The 14,704-nt window shown below is 68.4% G+C and carries 15 protein-coding genes; 5 read left to right on the top strand and 10 right to left on the bottom strand.

Going from position 1 to position 14,704, the window contains the following annotated elements; genetic code table 11:
* From IBX62_10060 to IBX62_10105, 10 genes are all read right to left on the bottom strand, one after another.
* On the bottom strand, positions 1-537 hold a 537-nt coding region (locus tag IBX62_10060), incomplete at its 3' end, for a biotin/lipoyl-binding protein (protein ID MBE0477429.1).
* Positions 538-607: 70 nt separating this feature from the next.
* Complete coding sequence (locus IBX62_10065) at positions 608-1,306, bottom strand: HAD-IA family hydrolase (protein ID MBE0477430.1); 699 nt, start codon at positions 1,304-1,306, stop codon at positions 608-610.
* Positions 1,307-1,321: 15 nt separating this feature from the next.
* The gene (gene gyrA / locus IBX62_10070) at positions 1,322-3,922 is read right to left on the bottom strand and encodes a DNA gyrase subunit A (protein ID MBE0477431.1); all 2,601 of its coding nucleotides are present in this window, start codon (positions 3,920-3,922) and stop codon (positions 1,322-1,324) included.
* Positions 3,923-3,931: 9 nt separating this feature from the next.
* On the bottom strand, positions 3,932-4,420 hold the full coding sequence (locus IBX62_10075) for a hypothetical protein (protein ID MBE0477432.1): 489 nt from the start codon (positions 4,418-4,420) through the stop codon (positions 3,932-3,934).
* A gap of 37 nt (positions 4,421-4,457) precedes the next feature.
* Positions 4,458-6,389, bottom strand: coding sequence for a DNA topoisomerase (ATP-hydrolyzing) subunit B (gene gyrB / locus IBX62_10080; protein ID MBE0477433.1), 1,932 nt, complete (start codon positions 6,387-6,389; stop codon positions 4,458-4,460).
* A 139-nt stretch (positions 6,390-6,528) separates the two neighbouring features.
* Complete coding sequence (locus tag IBX62_10085) at positions 6,529-7,035, bottom strand: DUF721 domain-containing protein (GenBank protein ID MBE0477434.1); 507 nt, start codon at positions 7,033-7,035, stop codon at positions 6,529-6,531.
* Complete coding sequence (locus tag IBX62_10090) at positions 7,032-8,165, bottom strand: DNA replication/repair protein RecF (protein MBE0477435.1); 1,134 nt, start codon at positions 8,163-8,165, stop codon at positions 7,032-7,034. The genes IBX62_10085 and IBX62_10090 overlap by 4 nt, the downstream gene beginning before the upstream one ends.
* On the bottom strand, positions 8,162-9,259 hold the full coding sequence (gene dnaN / locus IBX62_10095) for a DNA polymerase III subunit beta (GenBank protein MBE0477436.1): 1,098 nt from the start codon (positions 9,257-9,259) through the stop codon (positions 8,162-8,164). Before dnaN ends, IBX62_10090 begins: the two co-directional genes overlap by 4 nt.
* Positions 9,260-9,492: 233 nt before the next feature.
* The gene (dnaA, locus tag IBX62_10100) at positions 9,493-10,908 is read right to left on the bottom strand and encodes a chromosomal replication initiator protein DnaA (GenBank protein ID MBE0477437.1); all 1,416 of its coding nucleotides are present in this window, start codon (positions 10,906-10,908) and stop codon (positions 9,493-9,495) included.
* 15 nt (positions 10,909-10,923) lie between these two features.
* Positions 10,924-11,802 carry a histidine kinase gene (locus IBX62_10105; protein ID MBE0477438.1) on the bottom strand — a complete coding sequence of 293 codons (879 nt, stop codon included), beginning with the start codon at positions 11,800-11,802 and terminating at the stop codon, positions 10,924-10,926.
* Positions 11,803-12,508: 706 nt separating this feature from the next.
* Between IBX62_10105 and rpmH the strand changes: the two genes are divergently transcribed.
* Genes rpmH through IBX62_10130 form a run of 5 tightly spaced genes read left to right on the top strand, consistent with a single transcriptional unit; the run spans position 12,509 to position 14,695 of the window.
* Complete coding sequence (gene rpmH, locus IBX62_10110; GenBank protein MBE0477439.1) at positions 12,509-12,643, top strand: 50S ribosomal protein L34; 135 nt, start codon at positions 12,509-12,511, stop codon at positions 12,641-12,643.
* A gap of 31 nt (positions 12,644-12,674) precedes the next feature.
* Positions 12,675-13,013 carry a ribonuclease P protein component gene (gene rnpA / locus IBX62_10115; protein ID MBE0477440.1) on the top strand — a complete coding sequence of 113 codons (339 nt, stop codon included), beginning with the start codon at positions 12,675-12,677 and terminating at the stop codon, positions 13,011-13,013.
* Complete coding sequence (yidD, locus tag IBX62_10120) at positions 13,010-13,222, top strand: membrane protein insertion efficiency factor YidD (GenBank protein ID MBE0477441.1); 213 nt, start codon at positions 13,010-13,012, stop codon at positions 13,220-13,222. The genes rnpA and yidD overlap by 4 nt, the downstream gene beginning before the upstream one ends.
* Positions 13,223-13,279: 57 nt before the next feature.
* Entirely contained in the window at positions 13,280-13,945 is a 666-nt protein-coding gene (locus IBX62_10125) for a YidC/Oxa1 family membrane protein insertase (protein ID MBE0477442.1), read from the top strand.
* Positions 13,946-14,695, top strand: coding sequence for a Jag N-terminal domain-containing protein (locus IBX62_10130; protein ID MBE0477443.1), 750 nt, complete (start codon positions 13,946-13,948; stop codon positions 14,693-14,695).
* Positions 14,696-14,704: the final 9 nt, after the last annotated feature.

Raw genomic sequence — 14,704 nt, forward strand, 5'->3', positions numbered from 1 at the left:
CCCGACGAGGGCGTCGGCCAGAGGACCCGCATCCAACCCGCCGATGGCGCCGCCGGCGTCCCCGGGCGCCTGCGCCAGCGCGTCCGTCAACGCCTGCGCCGCCTCGCGCGCGCGCTCGTACCCGTCTCGCGCGCTTCCGACCGCCTCGTCGGCGGCCTGGATCTGCTCGGGCGTGGGGCCGCCCTCCCGGATGGCCGCGAGCTGGGCCCGGGCGGCGCGCTCCGCGGCTTGGGCCTGGCGCAGCTGCGCCTCGAGCTGCTCCGTGTCCAACTCGGCGATCACCTGGCCGGCCTTGACGCGCTGGCCCTCGGCCACCTCGATGGACGCGAGCGCCGCGGCGACGGGCGGGGCGATGTCGGCTCGCTCGTCGGCCTCCACGCGGCCCGTCGCGACCACGGTGACCGAGAGGTCCTCGCGGAGGACCTCCGCGGCCGTCACGGCCGGCGGCCCGTCGGACAGGGTCACGGCCACGGCCGCGGCCACGCCCGCCAACGCGGCCACTGACGCCGCGGCGGCCACGAGCTTCTTGCGTCTCACCCGGTCCTCCTAGATCGCGGCACCCTGCTTCGAGCCGCGTCGGTGCCGGGCGGACGCGGCTCCGACAATGCTACCAGCCGTTGCGGAAGCGCGCCTCGCCGCCGGAGAGCATCTCGGGCAGGTCCTTCATGCTGCGCAGCGCGTAGTCCGGCCCCGGCTCCAGCACGTCCTCGGACGCGAACGCGCCCCACAGCGCCGCCGTGGAGATCGCGCCGGCGCCGATCCCCGCGGCCATGTCGTGCGGGCTGTCCCCCACGTACACGCTCCGCGTCACATCCACGTCGAGGAGCTTCGCCGCGTGCTCGACGGGATGGGGGTCGGGCTTGTGCTCCGGCACGTCGTCGGCGGTGACCACGACGTCGAAGAAGCGCTCCAGCCCGAAGCGCTGGAGACCCCGGATCGTCATCGGTGTGCCCTTGGAGGTGACGACCGCCAGGGGGTAGCGACGGGCGCGCAGCCACTCCAGGGTCTCTTCGGTCCCGGGGTACTCGACCACCATCTCGTCGTGGTGCGCGGCGTTGTGCTCCCGGTAGACGCGCAGCAGCTCGTCCGCGCGCTCGGGGTCGAACTCGCGCATCTGGTCGATGAGCGGCACGCCGACGTTCCGCATGAGCACGGGGTCGGGCAGCGCTTGGCCCAGGACGCGCTCGGTGGCGTAGCGGAACGAGCTCAGGATGAGCGAGACGGTGTTGATGAGCGTGCCGTCGAGGTCGAACAGCACGCCCTGCAACTCGGCTAGCCGCTCGGCGGGAGACGGGCCGGGAGCCATGGCCTCCGCGCGCCCCTACTCCTCGTCCTCGGCCGGCTCGGCCACCGCGCCTTCCTCGGCGCCCTCGAACTCCTCGGCGACGAGCTCCTCGGCCTCCGCCTCCCGCTCCGCCTCGCTCGCCGGCGGGCACGCCTCCGCGGCCTCGGTGTCCTCGCGCACCGGCACGCCCTGACCCTCCGGCGCCGCCTTCCTGCGCTTCTTGGACGAGACCCTCGCGATCGCCGAGACGCGGTCGGCCGGGCCGACGTTCATCACCTTGACGCCCTGGGTGGAGCGGCCGAGCTTGCTGATGTCCTCGGCGCGCACCCGGATGACCACGCCCTCCTCCGAGATGAGCATGAGCTCCTGACCGGGCAGCACTATCTTCATGCCGGCCAGCGGGCCCTTCTTCTCGGTCACCTGGATGGTCTTGACCCCCTGACCGCCGCGATGGTGCTGCGGGTACTCCCCGACCGGCGTGCGCTTACCGTAGCCGCGCTCGGTGACCACGAAGAGCTCGCTGTCCGGCGGCGCGATCTCCATGCCCAGCACCCGGTCCTCACCCTTGACGGTCATGCCCCGCACGCCGGTCGTGTCGCGGCCCATCGGACGCGCCTCGGACTCGTCCCACTTGATGGCCTTGCCCGAGCTGGCCACGAGCATGACCTTGTCGCCGGGCTTGACGCGGCGCACCGAGACGAGCTCGTCGTCCCCGCGCAGCTTGATCGCGATGATCCCGGTGGAGAGCACCCGTGCGTACGCTCTCAGGGCCGTCTTCTTGACCATGCCCTGCTTCGTGGCGAAGAGCAGGTTCTCGTCTTCCGGGAACTCGCGCGTGGTGATGACCGCGGCGATCTGCTCGGCGGCCTCGAAGGGCAGCAGGTTCACGACCGCCGTGCCGCGCGCGTGCCGCGAGCCCACGGGCAGCTCGTGCACCTTCAGGCGGTAGACCTTGCCCTTCGTGCTGAAGAACAGCACGTGGTCGTGGGTGGACGCGATGAAGAGGTGCTCCACGTAGTCGTTCTCGCGCAGGTTGACTCCGGCGATGCCCTTGCCGCCGCGCCTCTGCTGCCGGTACGTGGCCACCGGCAGGCGCTTCACGTAGCCGGCGCTGGTGACGGTGACGACCATGTCCTCCTCGGCTATGAGGTCCTCCACGTCCAGGTAGCCCGCCGCTGCGGTGATCTCGGTGCGGCGCTTGTCCGCGTGCTTGGCGCGGACCTCGGCCATCTCGTCCTTGATGATCTGCAGCACCAGCCCGATGTCGCCCAGCACCTTCTTGAACCACGCGATCCTCTCACGCAGCTCGGCGAGCTCGTCTTCGATCTTGTGGCGCTCCAGCCCGGTGAGGCGGCGCAGCCGCATCTCGAGGATCGCGTCGGTCTGCACCTCGGACAGCGCGAAGGCCTCCATCAGCCGGCTCTTGGCCTCCACGTCGTCCTCCGAGGACCGGATGATCCGGATGACCTCGTCGATGTTGTCCAGCGCGATGACGTAGCCCTCGAGGACGTGCGCCCTGTCCTCGGCCTTGCGCAGCTCGAAACGCGTGCGCCTGACTATCACGTCCTTCTGGTGCTCGATGTAGGCCTTGAGGATCCGCTGCAGCGACATGGTGCGTGGAACCCCGTCGTCCAGCGCGATCATGATGATGCCCATGCCGGTCTCGAGCTGCGTGTGCTTGAACAGCTTGTTCAGCACGACCTGCGGGATGCATGCCTGCTTGAGCTCGATCACGACGCGCATACCCTTGCGGTCCGACTCGTCGCGCAGGTCGGAGATCTCGGTGAGCTTCTTCTCGCGCACGAGGTCGGCGATCTTGGTGACCAGCTTGGACTTGTTCACCATGTAGGGGATCTCGGTGATTATGATCCGGGTGCGGCCCGTGGAGGTCTGCTCGATGTGGGCCTTGCCGCGGATCTTGATCGAGCCGCGGCCGGTCTCGTACGCGTCGCGGATACCGTCGCGGCCCATGATCGCGCCGCCGGTCGGGAAGTCCGGGCCGGGCAGGACGGTCATGAGCTCCTCGATGGTGGCCTCGGGGTCGTCGATCATCATCGTCACGGCGTCGATCGTCTCGCCGAGGTTGTGCGGCGGGATGTTCGTGGCCATGCCCACCGCGATGCCCGAGGAGCCGTTGACGAGCAGGTTCGGGAAGCGAGCGGGGAGCACGATGGGCTCCGCGAGGGACTCGTCGTAGTTCGGGCCGAAGTCCACCGTCTCCTTGTCGAGGTCCCGCAGGAGCTCGATCGCCATGCGGTGGAGGCGCGCCTCGGTGTAGCGCATCGCCGCGGCGCTGTCGCCGTCGACGGAGCCGAAGTTCCCGTGCCCGTCCACCAGCGGCACGCGCATCGACCAGTCCTGCGCCAGGCGCACCATCGTGTCGTAGACGGCCGCGTCGCCGTGCGGGTGGTACTTGCCGATGACCTCCCCGACCGTCCACGCGGACTTCTTGTACGGCCGGCCCGGCGTGAGGCCCGACTCGTTCATCGCGTACAGGACGCGGCGGTGGACCGGCTTGAGCCCGTCGCGCACATCCGGCAGGGCACGCGCGACGATGACGCTCATCGAGTACTCGAGGAAGCTGCTCTTGAGCTCCTCCTCGATGTCGATAGGCAGGATCGTCGTGCCGTCCATCATGTCGGCCACTTACAGCACTCCTTGTCGCTTGAGGCCCTTGCCGGCCAGCCACACGCCGGCGGCCGTGAACAGCCCTCCCACGCACAGCAGCGTGACCGCGAGCGCGAGGGCCAGCGGCCGGCCTCCGCCGCGGGCGGCGCCTACCGCCGCCCACACGATCATCACCACGCCGAAGATCCCTACGGTCAGGCCGCCCCAGGTCGAGAGCGTATCGGTCCGGATCCTGTCCAGGCCCTCCTCCGCGCGAAGGATCTCGAACAGCGCGTCGGCGTCGCCCCGCCGGCCTCCGCCGGCCTCCGCCGCCGGCACCGTCTCGGCCGGCCCCGTCCGCGCCGCCGCGGGCTGCTGCCGCACGGGCGCGGCGGGCGCCGCGGCCCCCGGCTCGGCCTCGGTGCGCCGCTCCTGTTCGGCGCGCCGCCCCAGGCGCTCGAAACGCTCCCGCTCCCAGGGAGGGGGCTCGAAGGCCTTCTTCTCCCGCCTCTCGCCGCCCTGTGTCATCGCGGACCCCGATCCCGGCCCATGCCTTCCCTGCCGTCTAGATGTCGAGGAACCGTACGTCCTTGGCGTGCCGCTGGATGAACTCCTTGCGCGGGTCGACCTGATCGCCCATCAGGTCCGCGAACGCCTTCTCGGCGGCCAGCGCGTCGTCCAGGCTCACCTGCAGCAGCGTCCGGCTCCCCGGATCCATCGTCGTGTCCCACAGCTGCTCCGGGTTCATCTCGCCGAGGCCCTTGTAGCGCTGGATGTTGTGCTTGGCGCCCTCGGGCACGTGCGAGAGCACCTGCTGCAGCTGCCTGTCGGTGTACGCGTACTCGGACTTCTTGCCCCAGCTCACCTTGTACAGCGGCGGCTGCGCGATGTACACGAAGCCGGCCTCGATCATCTCCTTCATGTAGCGGTAGAAGAAGGTGAGTATGAGGCAGCGGATGTGCGCCCCGTCGACGTCGGCGTCGGTCATGATGATCGCCTTGTGGTAACGCGCCTGCTCGATGTCGAACTCCTCGCCGATGTTGGTCCCCAGCGCCGTGATCATCGCCTGGATCTCGTCCGAGGACAGGGCGCGGTTGATGCCGGCCTTCTCGACGTTGAGGATCTTGCCTTTCAGCGGCAGGATCGCCTGGAAGGAGCGGTCGCGGGCCTGTTTGGCCGACCCGCCGGCCGAGTCGCCCTCCACGAGGAAGATCTCGGTGAGCGACGCGTCGCGCAGCGAGCAGTCGGCGAGCTTGCCCGGCAGGGTCGAGGACTCGAGCAGCCCCTTCCGCCTCGTCAGCTCGCGGGCCTTGCGGGCCGCCGCTCGCGCCTTGGCCGCTTGAGAAGCCTTGCCGACGATCGCCCGAGCGGGCTTGGGGTGCTCCTCGAGGTACTCGGCGAGCCCCTGCATGACCGTGGACTGCACGAACCCGCGCATCTCGGTGTTGCCGAGCTTGGTCTTGGTCTGGCCCTCGAACTGCGGGTCACGCAGCTTCACGGAGATGATCGAGGCGAGCCCCTCGCGGATGTCCTCGCCGGTGAGGTTCTCGTCCTTCTCCTTCAGGATGCCCTGGCGCCGCGCGTAGTCGTTGATCGTGCGCGTCAGCGCGTTCTTGAAGCCCTCCAGATGCGTGCCGCCCTCGTGGGTGTTGATGTTGTTCGCGAACGCCAGCACCGCCTCCGAGTAGCCTGCGTTCCACTGCAGGGCGACCTCCACGTGGCCCTCGGCGCCCTCCGCCTCGAAGTAGATGACCTTGTGGTGGAGCGTGTCCTTGGTCTCGTTGAGGTACTTCACGAAGTCCACGATGCCGCCGGCGTAGCGGAACTCCTCGCGCCGAGGCTCGAGCTCTCGCTCGTCGATGAGCGCGATCTTGAGGTTCTTGTTCAGGAAGGCCGTCTCGCGCGTATGGGTGGCGAGTATGTCGAAGCTGAAGTCGGTGGTCTCGAAGATGCCCGTGTCGGGCCAGAACCGGATCGTCGTCCCGGTGGCCTTGGTCTTGCCCGAGGTCTTGAGGCCCGTCTTCGGCTTGCCGTACTCGTAGGACTGCTCCCACACCTTGCCCTCTCGCTTCACCTGGACGTCCAGGCGCTCCGAGAGCGCGTTGACCACCGAGACGCCGACGCCGTGCAGGCCGCCGGATACCTTGTATCCCTCGCCGCCGAACTTGCCGCCGGCGTGCAGGATCGTGAGCACGACCTCCACGGCCGTCTTGCGGTACTTGGGCACGTTGTCGACCGGGATCCCGCGGCCGTTGTCGACCACGGTCACCGAGCCGTCGGCGTGCAGCGTGATGTCCACCGCGCTCGCGAACCCCGCCAGCGCCTCGTCCACCGAGTTGTCGACCACTTCGTAGACCAGGTGGTGCAGGCCCTTGGGGCCGGTCGAGCCTATGTACATGCTAGGCCGCTTGCGGACGGCCTCCAGCCCTTCGAGGACCTGTATGTCCTTGGCCGAGTAGGACCCTTTGGGCACGCCGTCTCCTCCGCGTCGCGACATCCGTCACTGGTGGGGTGGTTGAGACCGGTTCCACAATATGTCGTGGTCACCCCGCATATTCTAACACAAGCGATTGCGTTTCGGTCGGTTCGGGGCGCTCCTCGGCCAGCCGCCCGCGCCGCCCGCCCCGGGACCGTCCTCAGCCCTTCTCGGGTCCTCGCTTCCGTCGCAGCAGGTCCGCCTCCATGGCCCGTCTCAGGGCCTCGGCCACGCCCGCATCGGCGACCTCCCCGCCGGCCCGCGAGACGCGCCGGCGCTCCTCGGCATCCAGGCTCTCGCCGGCGCGCCCCCTCGGCTCGTAGCGCCGCGCGGCGTCCCTGTCGGCCTCCTCGCGCCGGCGAGCCGCTTTCACCTTCTCCGAGACAGTGAAGCGGATCGCCCTGACCGTTTCCTTACCGAGGCGCTCGTTCAGCAGCCGCCTGAACGTCTCCCCCATCAGCCGGAGCTCGTCGGCCCATGCGTGGGAGTCGACCTGCACGTGCAGCGTGCCGTCGCGGAAGCGGCCGCCCAGCGTGCGCGAGGCCACCTGCTCTCCGGCCACTTCCGCCCACGCCGTCAGTACGCGCGAGGCATCCAGCGCCCTCGGGTCCGCCGCCGCCGCCAGGAAGCGCGACACGGCGCCGCCCATCCTCGTCGGCTCGCTCAACGGTCCTCCCCGGCGGGGGACATCGTCACGATGCGGGCTCCGTCCATCAACCGCGGCGGGAAGGAGTCGAGCGTCGTGGCGGTGACCAGCGTCTGGAGTCCCTCCCCCACGTGCCTGGTGAGCGCTCCCCTACGGCGCTCGTCCAGCTCCGACATCACGTCGTCGAGCAGGAGCACCGGTCTTCGCCCCGTCACCTGTCTGACTACCCTCAGCTCCGCGATCTTCCACGACAGCGCGACGGTCCGCTGCTGCCCCTGGGACGCCTGCGCGCGGGCGTCCCGTCCGGCCACTTCGAGGACCACGTCGTCCCTGTGAGGCCCGACGAGCGTCGTCCTCCGGCGGATCTCGTCGCCTCGGCGGATCTCGAAGCGCTCCCGCATCGCCTCCTCGACCTCCTCGGCCGCGGGGTCCGCCTCCCACCTCCGCGCTCCTATCCCGTACGCGTCCTCGTAGCTCACGTGCAGCCGCTCGCCCCCGGACACCTCCCCGTACACGCGCTCGGCCTCGGCTGATATCCGCCGCAGCAACGCTGTGCGGTGCAGCGCGAGCCTCGAGCCTGTCCTGGAGAGCTGCTCGGTCCACGGCTCCAGTTCGCCGGCGCCGGCGACACCGTCCTTCAGTAACGCGTTGCGCTGCCGAAGCGCCCGTCCGTACTCCCTGCGCAGCGCTCCGTACGCGGCGGCCAGTCCCTCCCCCACCTCGTCTATCGCGTCGCGCCGGACCTCCGCCGGTCCCTTCACGAGCGCCAGGTCGTCCGGCGTGAACGCCACGGCCGGCAGCCGCCCGGCCAGCTCGCTGCGCCGCCTGACGGGCTTCCCGTTCACGCGGTATCGGCGCGACCCGTCCTCGGCGGTCATCTCCACCTCCAGCCGGGAGCCCTCGGGTGAGGACGCCTCGCTGCGCACCGTCGCGCGCCGTGCTCCCCGGCGTATGAGGTCCTCGGGGCGAGCCCGCCGGAACGACGAGCCCGCCGTCGTGAGGTACACGGCCTCGAGCAGATTCGTCTTACCGGAGGCGTTCGGCCCCACTATGATCGTGAGGGCCTCTCCGGGTTGGAGTTCGAACCGGCCGTAGCTTCGGAAATCGGTGAGCTCGACTCGCGAGAGCCTCAGGTCGCGCCCTCCGTTCACCCGAGGCGCACGGGCATGAGCAGGTACAGGAACCCCGGGTCGTCCGGGGTTCGCAGCACCCCTGGCTTCAGCGGGCTCACGATCTCCACGTCCATCGACTCACCCTCCGAGGAGGTGATGCCGTCGGCGAGGAACGCGTGGTTGAACGCGATCTCCACGTCCTCCCCCTCGGCTTCCACCATCAGGTCCTCTGTGGCCTCTCCCACGTCCTGCGTCGTGGCCGACAGCGTGAGTGTCTTGTCCCCCGCCGCGACCCTCGCCCTCAGCGGCGTGTTGTGCTGCGCCAGCAGCGACACCCTTCGGACCGCTTCGAGCAGCTCCTCCCGAGGCAGCGTCACCTTCGTGTGCGGATCCTTCGGGATGAGCTGCCGGTAGTTCGGGAACGCCCCTTCGATCCGCCTCGACACGAACGTGATGTCGCCGAACTCGAAGACGAGCTGGTTCTCCGAAACGCCCATCGTCACCTTGTCGAAGGCCGACGAGGACCGGACGACCTCTTCGAGGGCCTTGCCCGGCACCACGACCTCGACCTCTCCGCCCGCGTTCTCGAGGGGGACCTCGCTCACCGCCAGGCGGTACGAGTCCGTCGCCACCAGTCTCAGCGACGTGCCTTCCACGACGGTCAGCACGCCGGTCAGTATCGGTCTGGTCTCATCCCTGCTCACCGCCCGGGACACCTGCTTCGCGGCCCTGGACAGGACGTCGATCGCCAGCTCCACCTTGCTCTCCGGCGACACCTCCGGGAAGCGCGGGAAGTCCTGGCCGGGCAGCGTCTTCAGTGAGAAGGCGGCCGTGCCGCTCGTCACCGAGATCCTGTCCCCTTCACTCGCTACGGTCACCGCCGCTTCCGGAAGGCTTCTCACGATGTCGGTGAGCATCTTGCCCGGGGCTACGGTCTTGCCGTCCTGGTCCACCTTGGCTTCGACCGAGGCCTTGATGGAGATCTCGAGGTCGGTCGCCTGCATGACGATGCGGCTGTGCTCGGCTGAGAGCAGCACGCCGGAGAGGATCGGGAGGGTGGAGCGGGACGACAAGGCCCTGCCCACCACGCTGAGCGTGTCGAGCAGCTCACCTCTTGCCAGGGTGATCCTCATTACTGCTTCCTCTCTTTCCAGATCAACGACAGTCGTAGTAACAGTGCTGTGGATAGTGTGGACGGGGCCTGTGACGGCAGTACCGGGTCGGCGTCTCCACTGTGGACGACCGTGTTGAGGAACGTGGGCGTTGTCCACACCGTCGCCGTCTCTCCGGGTCTATCAACAAGACAGGCCGCCGTGTCCACAACGGCGCCGGCGCTTGTCCACCTACTCTTCAACAAGTCCGTCCCTCAGCTCTTCTGCCGGATGACGTTGGTGAGCGTCTGTATCTGGTCGTACACCTCGCGCTTCTCCTTGATCGTGGATTGGATCCGCTTGGTGGCGTGCATGACCGTCGTGTGGTCGCGACCTCCGAACTCGGCGCCGATCCTCGGCAGCGAGAGGTCGGTGAGTTCGCGTGAGAGGTACATGGCTATCTGGCGGGGGTAGACGATCACCTGAGAGCGCTTGTTACCGATGAGCTCGTTGCGATTGATGCCGTAGAACTTGCAGACTTCCTGCTGGATCGTCGAGACCGAGATCGGACGTGACGAGCGCTCGGGGAAGATGTCCTTGAGCACGTTGCGCGAGAGCTCCGGGTCGATAGGGTGTCTGGTGAGCGAGGAGAAGGCGACGATGCGGATCAGGGCGCCCTCCAGCTCCCGTATGTTGCTCGAGATCCGGCCGGCGACGAACTCGAGGACGTCGTCGGGGACGACGAGGTGCTCCTGCTCGACCTTGCGCTTCAGGATGGCGATCCGGGTCTCGAGCTCGGGAGGCTGGATGTCGGTGATGAGCCCCATCTCGAAGCGCGTGCGCAGCCGGTCCTCCAGGGTGGCGATGTCCTTGGGCGGCCTGTCCGAGGACAGCACGATCTGCTTGCCGGCCTGATGCAACGTGTTGAACGTGTGGAAGAACTCCTCCTGCGTTCCCTCCTTGCCGGCGAGGAACTGGATGTCGTCGACGAGCAGGAGGTCGTTGGTGCGGTACTGGCGGCGGAAGCCGTCGATGCGCTTCTTGTCGCGGTCCCCGATGGAGTTGATGAAGTCGTTCGTGAACTGCTCGGTGGAGACGTACTTCACCTGCTTGTGAGGGAAGCCGGCCTGCACGTAGTGCCCGATGGCCTGGAGGAGGTGCGTCTTCCCCAACCCCACTCCCCCGTAGACGAACAGCGGGTTGTAGGCCTTGCCCGGGCTCTCGGCCACCGCGAGGGCGGAGGCGTAGGCGAACCGGTTCGACGAGCCCATCACGAAGCTGTCGAACGTGTACTTCGGGTTGAAGTCGCCCTCGATGGCCTCCTTGACGCGCCGCTGCTCGGCCTCGTCCAGGTCGGGTACCGGCGGGATCCCGGTGCCGGCGACGGCCTCGCGGACGGCGGGAGACTCGGCGGAGACGGTGAAGCCGACCGAGACGTCGCGCCCGGTGACCTTCCGAAGGGCGCCGCGGAGGAGCCCGCTGTAACGCGACTCGAGCCAGTCCCTCGCGAAGTCGTTCGGGACCGACACGACGAGCGTGTCGTCGACGAAGCCCAGCGGGCACGTGTGCTCGAACCAGGTCTTGAAGGTCGGGGTGTTGAGTTCCGTGCGGATGATCCCGAGGGTCTGGTCCCATACGGCGCAGGGCTCGGTGGAAGCAGCGAGGTCACCGCGGGCCGAGGATTCTTCCACGCGTCTCTCCCCGTCCTAGCTCGTGAGGCTGTCGAGGTACTCGACGCCCCGGCCGGTCAGTACGCGTTTGCCCGTGGTGTCCGACATGAGAAGGCCCGATTCCTCGAGGAGCGCGAGGTCGCGGTAAGCCGTGGACAAGCCCACGCCGAGCTCGCGGGAGACCCGCGTGGGCCCAACGCTCCCCAGCTCCATCACGAGTGAGAGCACCTGCTTCTGGCGCAGCCCGAGGACCGGGGAGCCCGACTCGGCGACGGCCGGGGGTCCCGACGGTACTACGGCCCTCTCCTCCTTGGGCGGAAGGGGGCGCGCCGGCGGGTCCGGGGGGGCTTCGGCCGAGGGGACCGTGACGGTCACCACCGTGCCCGCATCGAGGTTGTCCTCGATCTGGACGTAGCCGCCGGAGAACCCCACGGATTCCCGGACTATGGGCAGACCGGAGCCCACTCCCTTTATGAAGCGGCGCATCGAGTCGTCGGCGGTGGTGAAGCCGGGGAGGAACGCGCGGTCCTTGTCGCCGATGCCGGGCCCCCTGTCCGCGACCCGGATCGTGCTCCCGGCGTCCAGTATCGTCACGACCACGTCTTTGAACGAGGCGTGCAGGAGGTTCTCGGCGACCTCGCGGATCACGCTGTAGGGGATCCGGCCGCCCTGCTCGCGCGCGAGTGCGTAGGTGCGCTCGGAGAGGGCGCCGATGAGGGAGCGGACGTCACGGCCTACGACGTCCTCCACCCGGGGTGGTGCGGTGAGCGCGTCGTAGACGGCGATCCGGGCACGGGCGCCGGCCGCGGGCTGCCTGCGAGGGAGCGCGGACGCGACGGCGGGCGAAGGCGCTGCCTCCGGCCGAGGGGGGGCGGCGGCCGGAGCGGGCGCCGTATCGAGGTAGAACCCCCTCACCGCCCCCCTCCCAGACCTTTCACAGACCCACATCCTTATCAACAAGCACGGCGCTTCGCGGCGAAACCTAAAAACCTGTTAACGCCCGTATCGGTCCACCCTTGCGGAAACCCTCTACGTCGACCATGGAACCCTCCTGCCAGGGCCTTCCGCGATTGTCCACACCGCTTTCCACAGCTGTGGACATCTTCGGCGCCCGGCCGCCCCGGCTTCCCGAAGACGCGCTGTTCACACGAGCGGCACGTGCCGGAAAGGCTTTCCCCGCCCCCGCCACGCCCTTCCACGGGACCCCTCCTGTGGAAACCGACCACCACTCCCACCCGTCGTGCCCGGGCATGACGGGAGCCGGTCCGGAAGGTTCGCCGAAGGCGTTGCGGGGAGTCCCGCCGCAGGTGGTCCCCCGAGACAGTTATCAAAGCAAAACCGCACGTAAACGGCATAGTAGCGAGCGAGACCGATTCTAGCAGAGGGGGTTGGGGCCCACAACGAGCCGTTCGCGGTTATCCACAGCGCAGGCAATCGCCAGTCCTGCTTTTTCCACACTATCCACAGATTCGCCGCTTTTTTCTGTCCTACCGCTGGAAGGTTTGTGCGGCTGTCCACAGGAAGGGGCGCGCCGCGGACGTGCGTTTGACACTCGTTTTCGGCCGTCGCTATACTTGTGCGGCTTTGTGGCCGAGTGCGGCCGCCTACCGTGGAGGAACACGTGAAGAGGACGTACCAGCCGAACACGCGGAAGCGGAGCAAGACGCACGGTTTCCGCGCGCGCATGTCTACCAGAGCCGGTCGTGCCGTGCTCGCCCACCGGCGCCGCAAGGGGCGCACGGTCCTGAGCGCCTGAAGCGCCCCGGCGCGTGCCTGCCGTGGGACGCGTGAGGACCATCAAGTCCTCATTCGAGATGGAGGAGCTGTTCAGGCGCGGACGGCGAGTATCGCATCCGCTCCTGACGCTGCTGTACGGCAAGACGCCGGAGGGACGCGGCCCCGAGGGCCGCGTCGCCTTTATCGCGGGTAAGAGGATCGGAGGAGCCGTGGTCCGGAACCGGGCGAAACGGCTGCTCAGGGAGGCTGCGAGAGGAACAGGCGCGCCCTGGTCCGGGTACGACGCCGCACTGATCGCCCGCCTGGGTACCGCGGACGCGTCCGAGCCCGAGGTGAGGCGAGCGCTGGAGGGGCTGCTCCGCCGGGCCGGCCTGAGGGGTGAAGAGTGATGAGGGCCCTGGCCGTCGCGCTCATCCGCCTGTACCAGAGGGCCGTCTCTCCCCTCTTGCCCCCGTCGTGTCGGTTCACGCCGAGCTGCTCCGCGTACGCCGCGGCCTCGATAGAGCGGCACGGTCTCGCGCGCGGGGGGTGGCTCGCCGTCAAGCGTCTCTCCCGGTGCCACCCGTGGCATCCCGGGGGGAGCGACCCCGTCCCGTAGGGCGGTTAAGGGTTCTTAAGGTTCGATAGGTACACCGTCCTCCCTCGGGAAGGAATCGTGAGAACAGTGCTGGATCCGCTCATCAACGTCCTGGGCGCGGCCCTCGATTGGTTCTACGGTCTCGTGGGGGACTACGGGGTCGCGATCATCCTGCTGACCGTGGTGCTGAGGGTCCTGATGATCCCGCTGACGTGGAAGCAGACCAAGTCGATGTACGAGATGCAGCGCATCCAGCCGAAGATCAAGGCGCTGCAGCAGAAGTACAAGAACGACAAGCAGAAGCTGCAGGAAGAGACGCTGAAGTTCTACCAGGAGAACAAGGTCAACCCCTTCGGGGGCTGCCTCCCGCTGCTGCTGCAGCTGCCGATCTTCTTCGCGTTGTTCAGCCTGCTCCGGAACTTGGATGCCGGCAGGTTCTGGATCATCATTCCGGACCTCACATCGGAACCGCGGCAGGTGTATGCCGCGGACGGCCTCCTTGCCGCCCTTCCCTATCTGATCCTCGTCGGCCTCTTCGCGCTGAGCGTCTGGTTGCCACAGCGGCTGATGCCCGGGGAGAAGCAGCAGCAGCAGATCGGTCTGTACATGAGCGTGTTCATGCTGTACTTCGGCTGGATCAGCCCGGCCGGCGTGCTGCTGTACTGGGTGACTTCGAGCGCCTGGCAGGTGGCGCAGCAGGTGGTGACGATCAAGTACTACTCCTCGAGCGAGGGAGCGAAATAGATGGAGCGAGAGGTCGTGACCGAGGGCGCGTCGGTCGAAGAGGCGATCGATGCGGCCCTGGAAGAGCTGGGCGTCCAGCAGGACGCCGTCGAGTACGAGGTGCTCGACGAGCCGGGAAGGAAGGTGTTCGGCGTCGGCTCGGGCCGGCCCGCACGCGTGCGCGTCCGGCTCAAGCAGTCGTTCCTCCGCGAGATGGAGGAGGCCGAACGCGAGGCCGGGGCGGCCGAGGTGCCGGCAGCCGAAGAGGCCGCAGGCGGCGACGGCGCCCCGCCGCACGCGGAGCACAGCGTGGAAGAGGTCGACCGCGTCGCCGACGAAGCCTCCGGGGTAATCCGCGAGGTGCTTTCCGGGTTCGGGATGGAGGCGCAGATCGACGAGTACGAGGGTGACGAGGGCGAGGTGATACTGGACATCGTCGGCGACGACCTCGCTGTCCTCATCGGGCGCCACGGCAGGACGCTGGATGCGTTCCAGGTCCTGGTCTCGGCAATCACGAACAAGAGGGTGGGCTTCCGTCATCCGGTCCTCGTGGACGTGTCCGGCTACCGCTACCGGAGGAAGGCGAAACTCGAGGAGATCGCCGCGAGGGCGGCGGAGCGCGCGAGCCGACAGGGCCGAGCGGTCCCACTGCGCCCGATGAGCAGCTACGAGCGTCGGCTCGTGCACATCGCGTTGCGGGAGGACCGCAGGGTGACGACGTCGAGCGAGGGCGAAGAGCCCTTCCGGCACGTGGTCGTGCTACCGCGCTGAGGCTGCGAC

It is taken from the genome of Coriobacteriia bacterium (assembly GCA_014859305.1).
GTDB lineage: Bacteria > Actinomycetota > Coriobacteriia > Anaerosomatales > Kmv31 > Kmv31.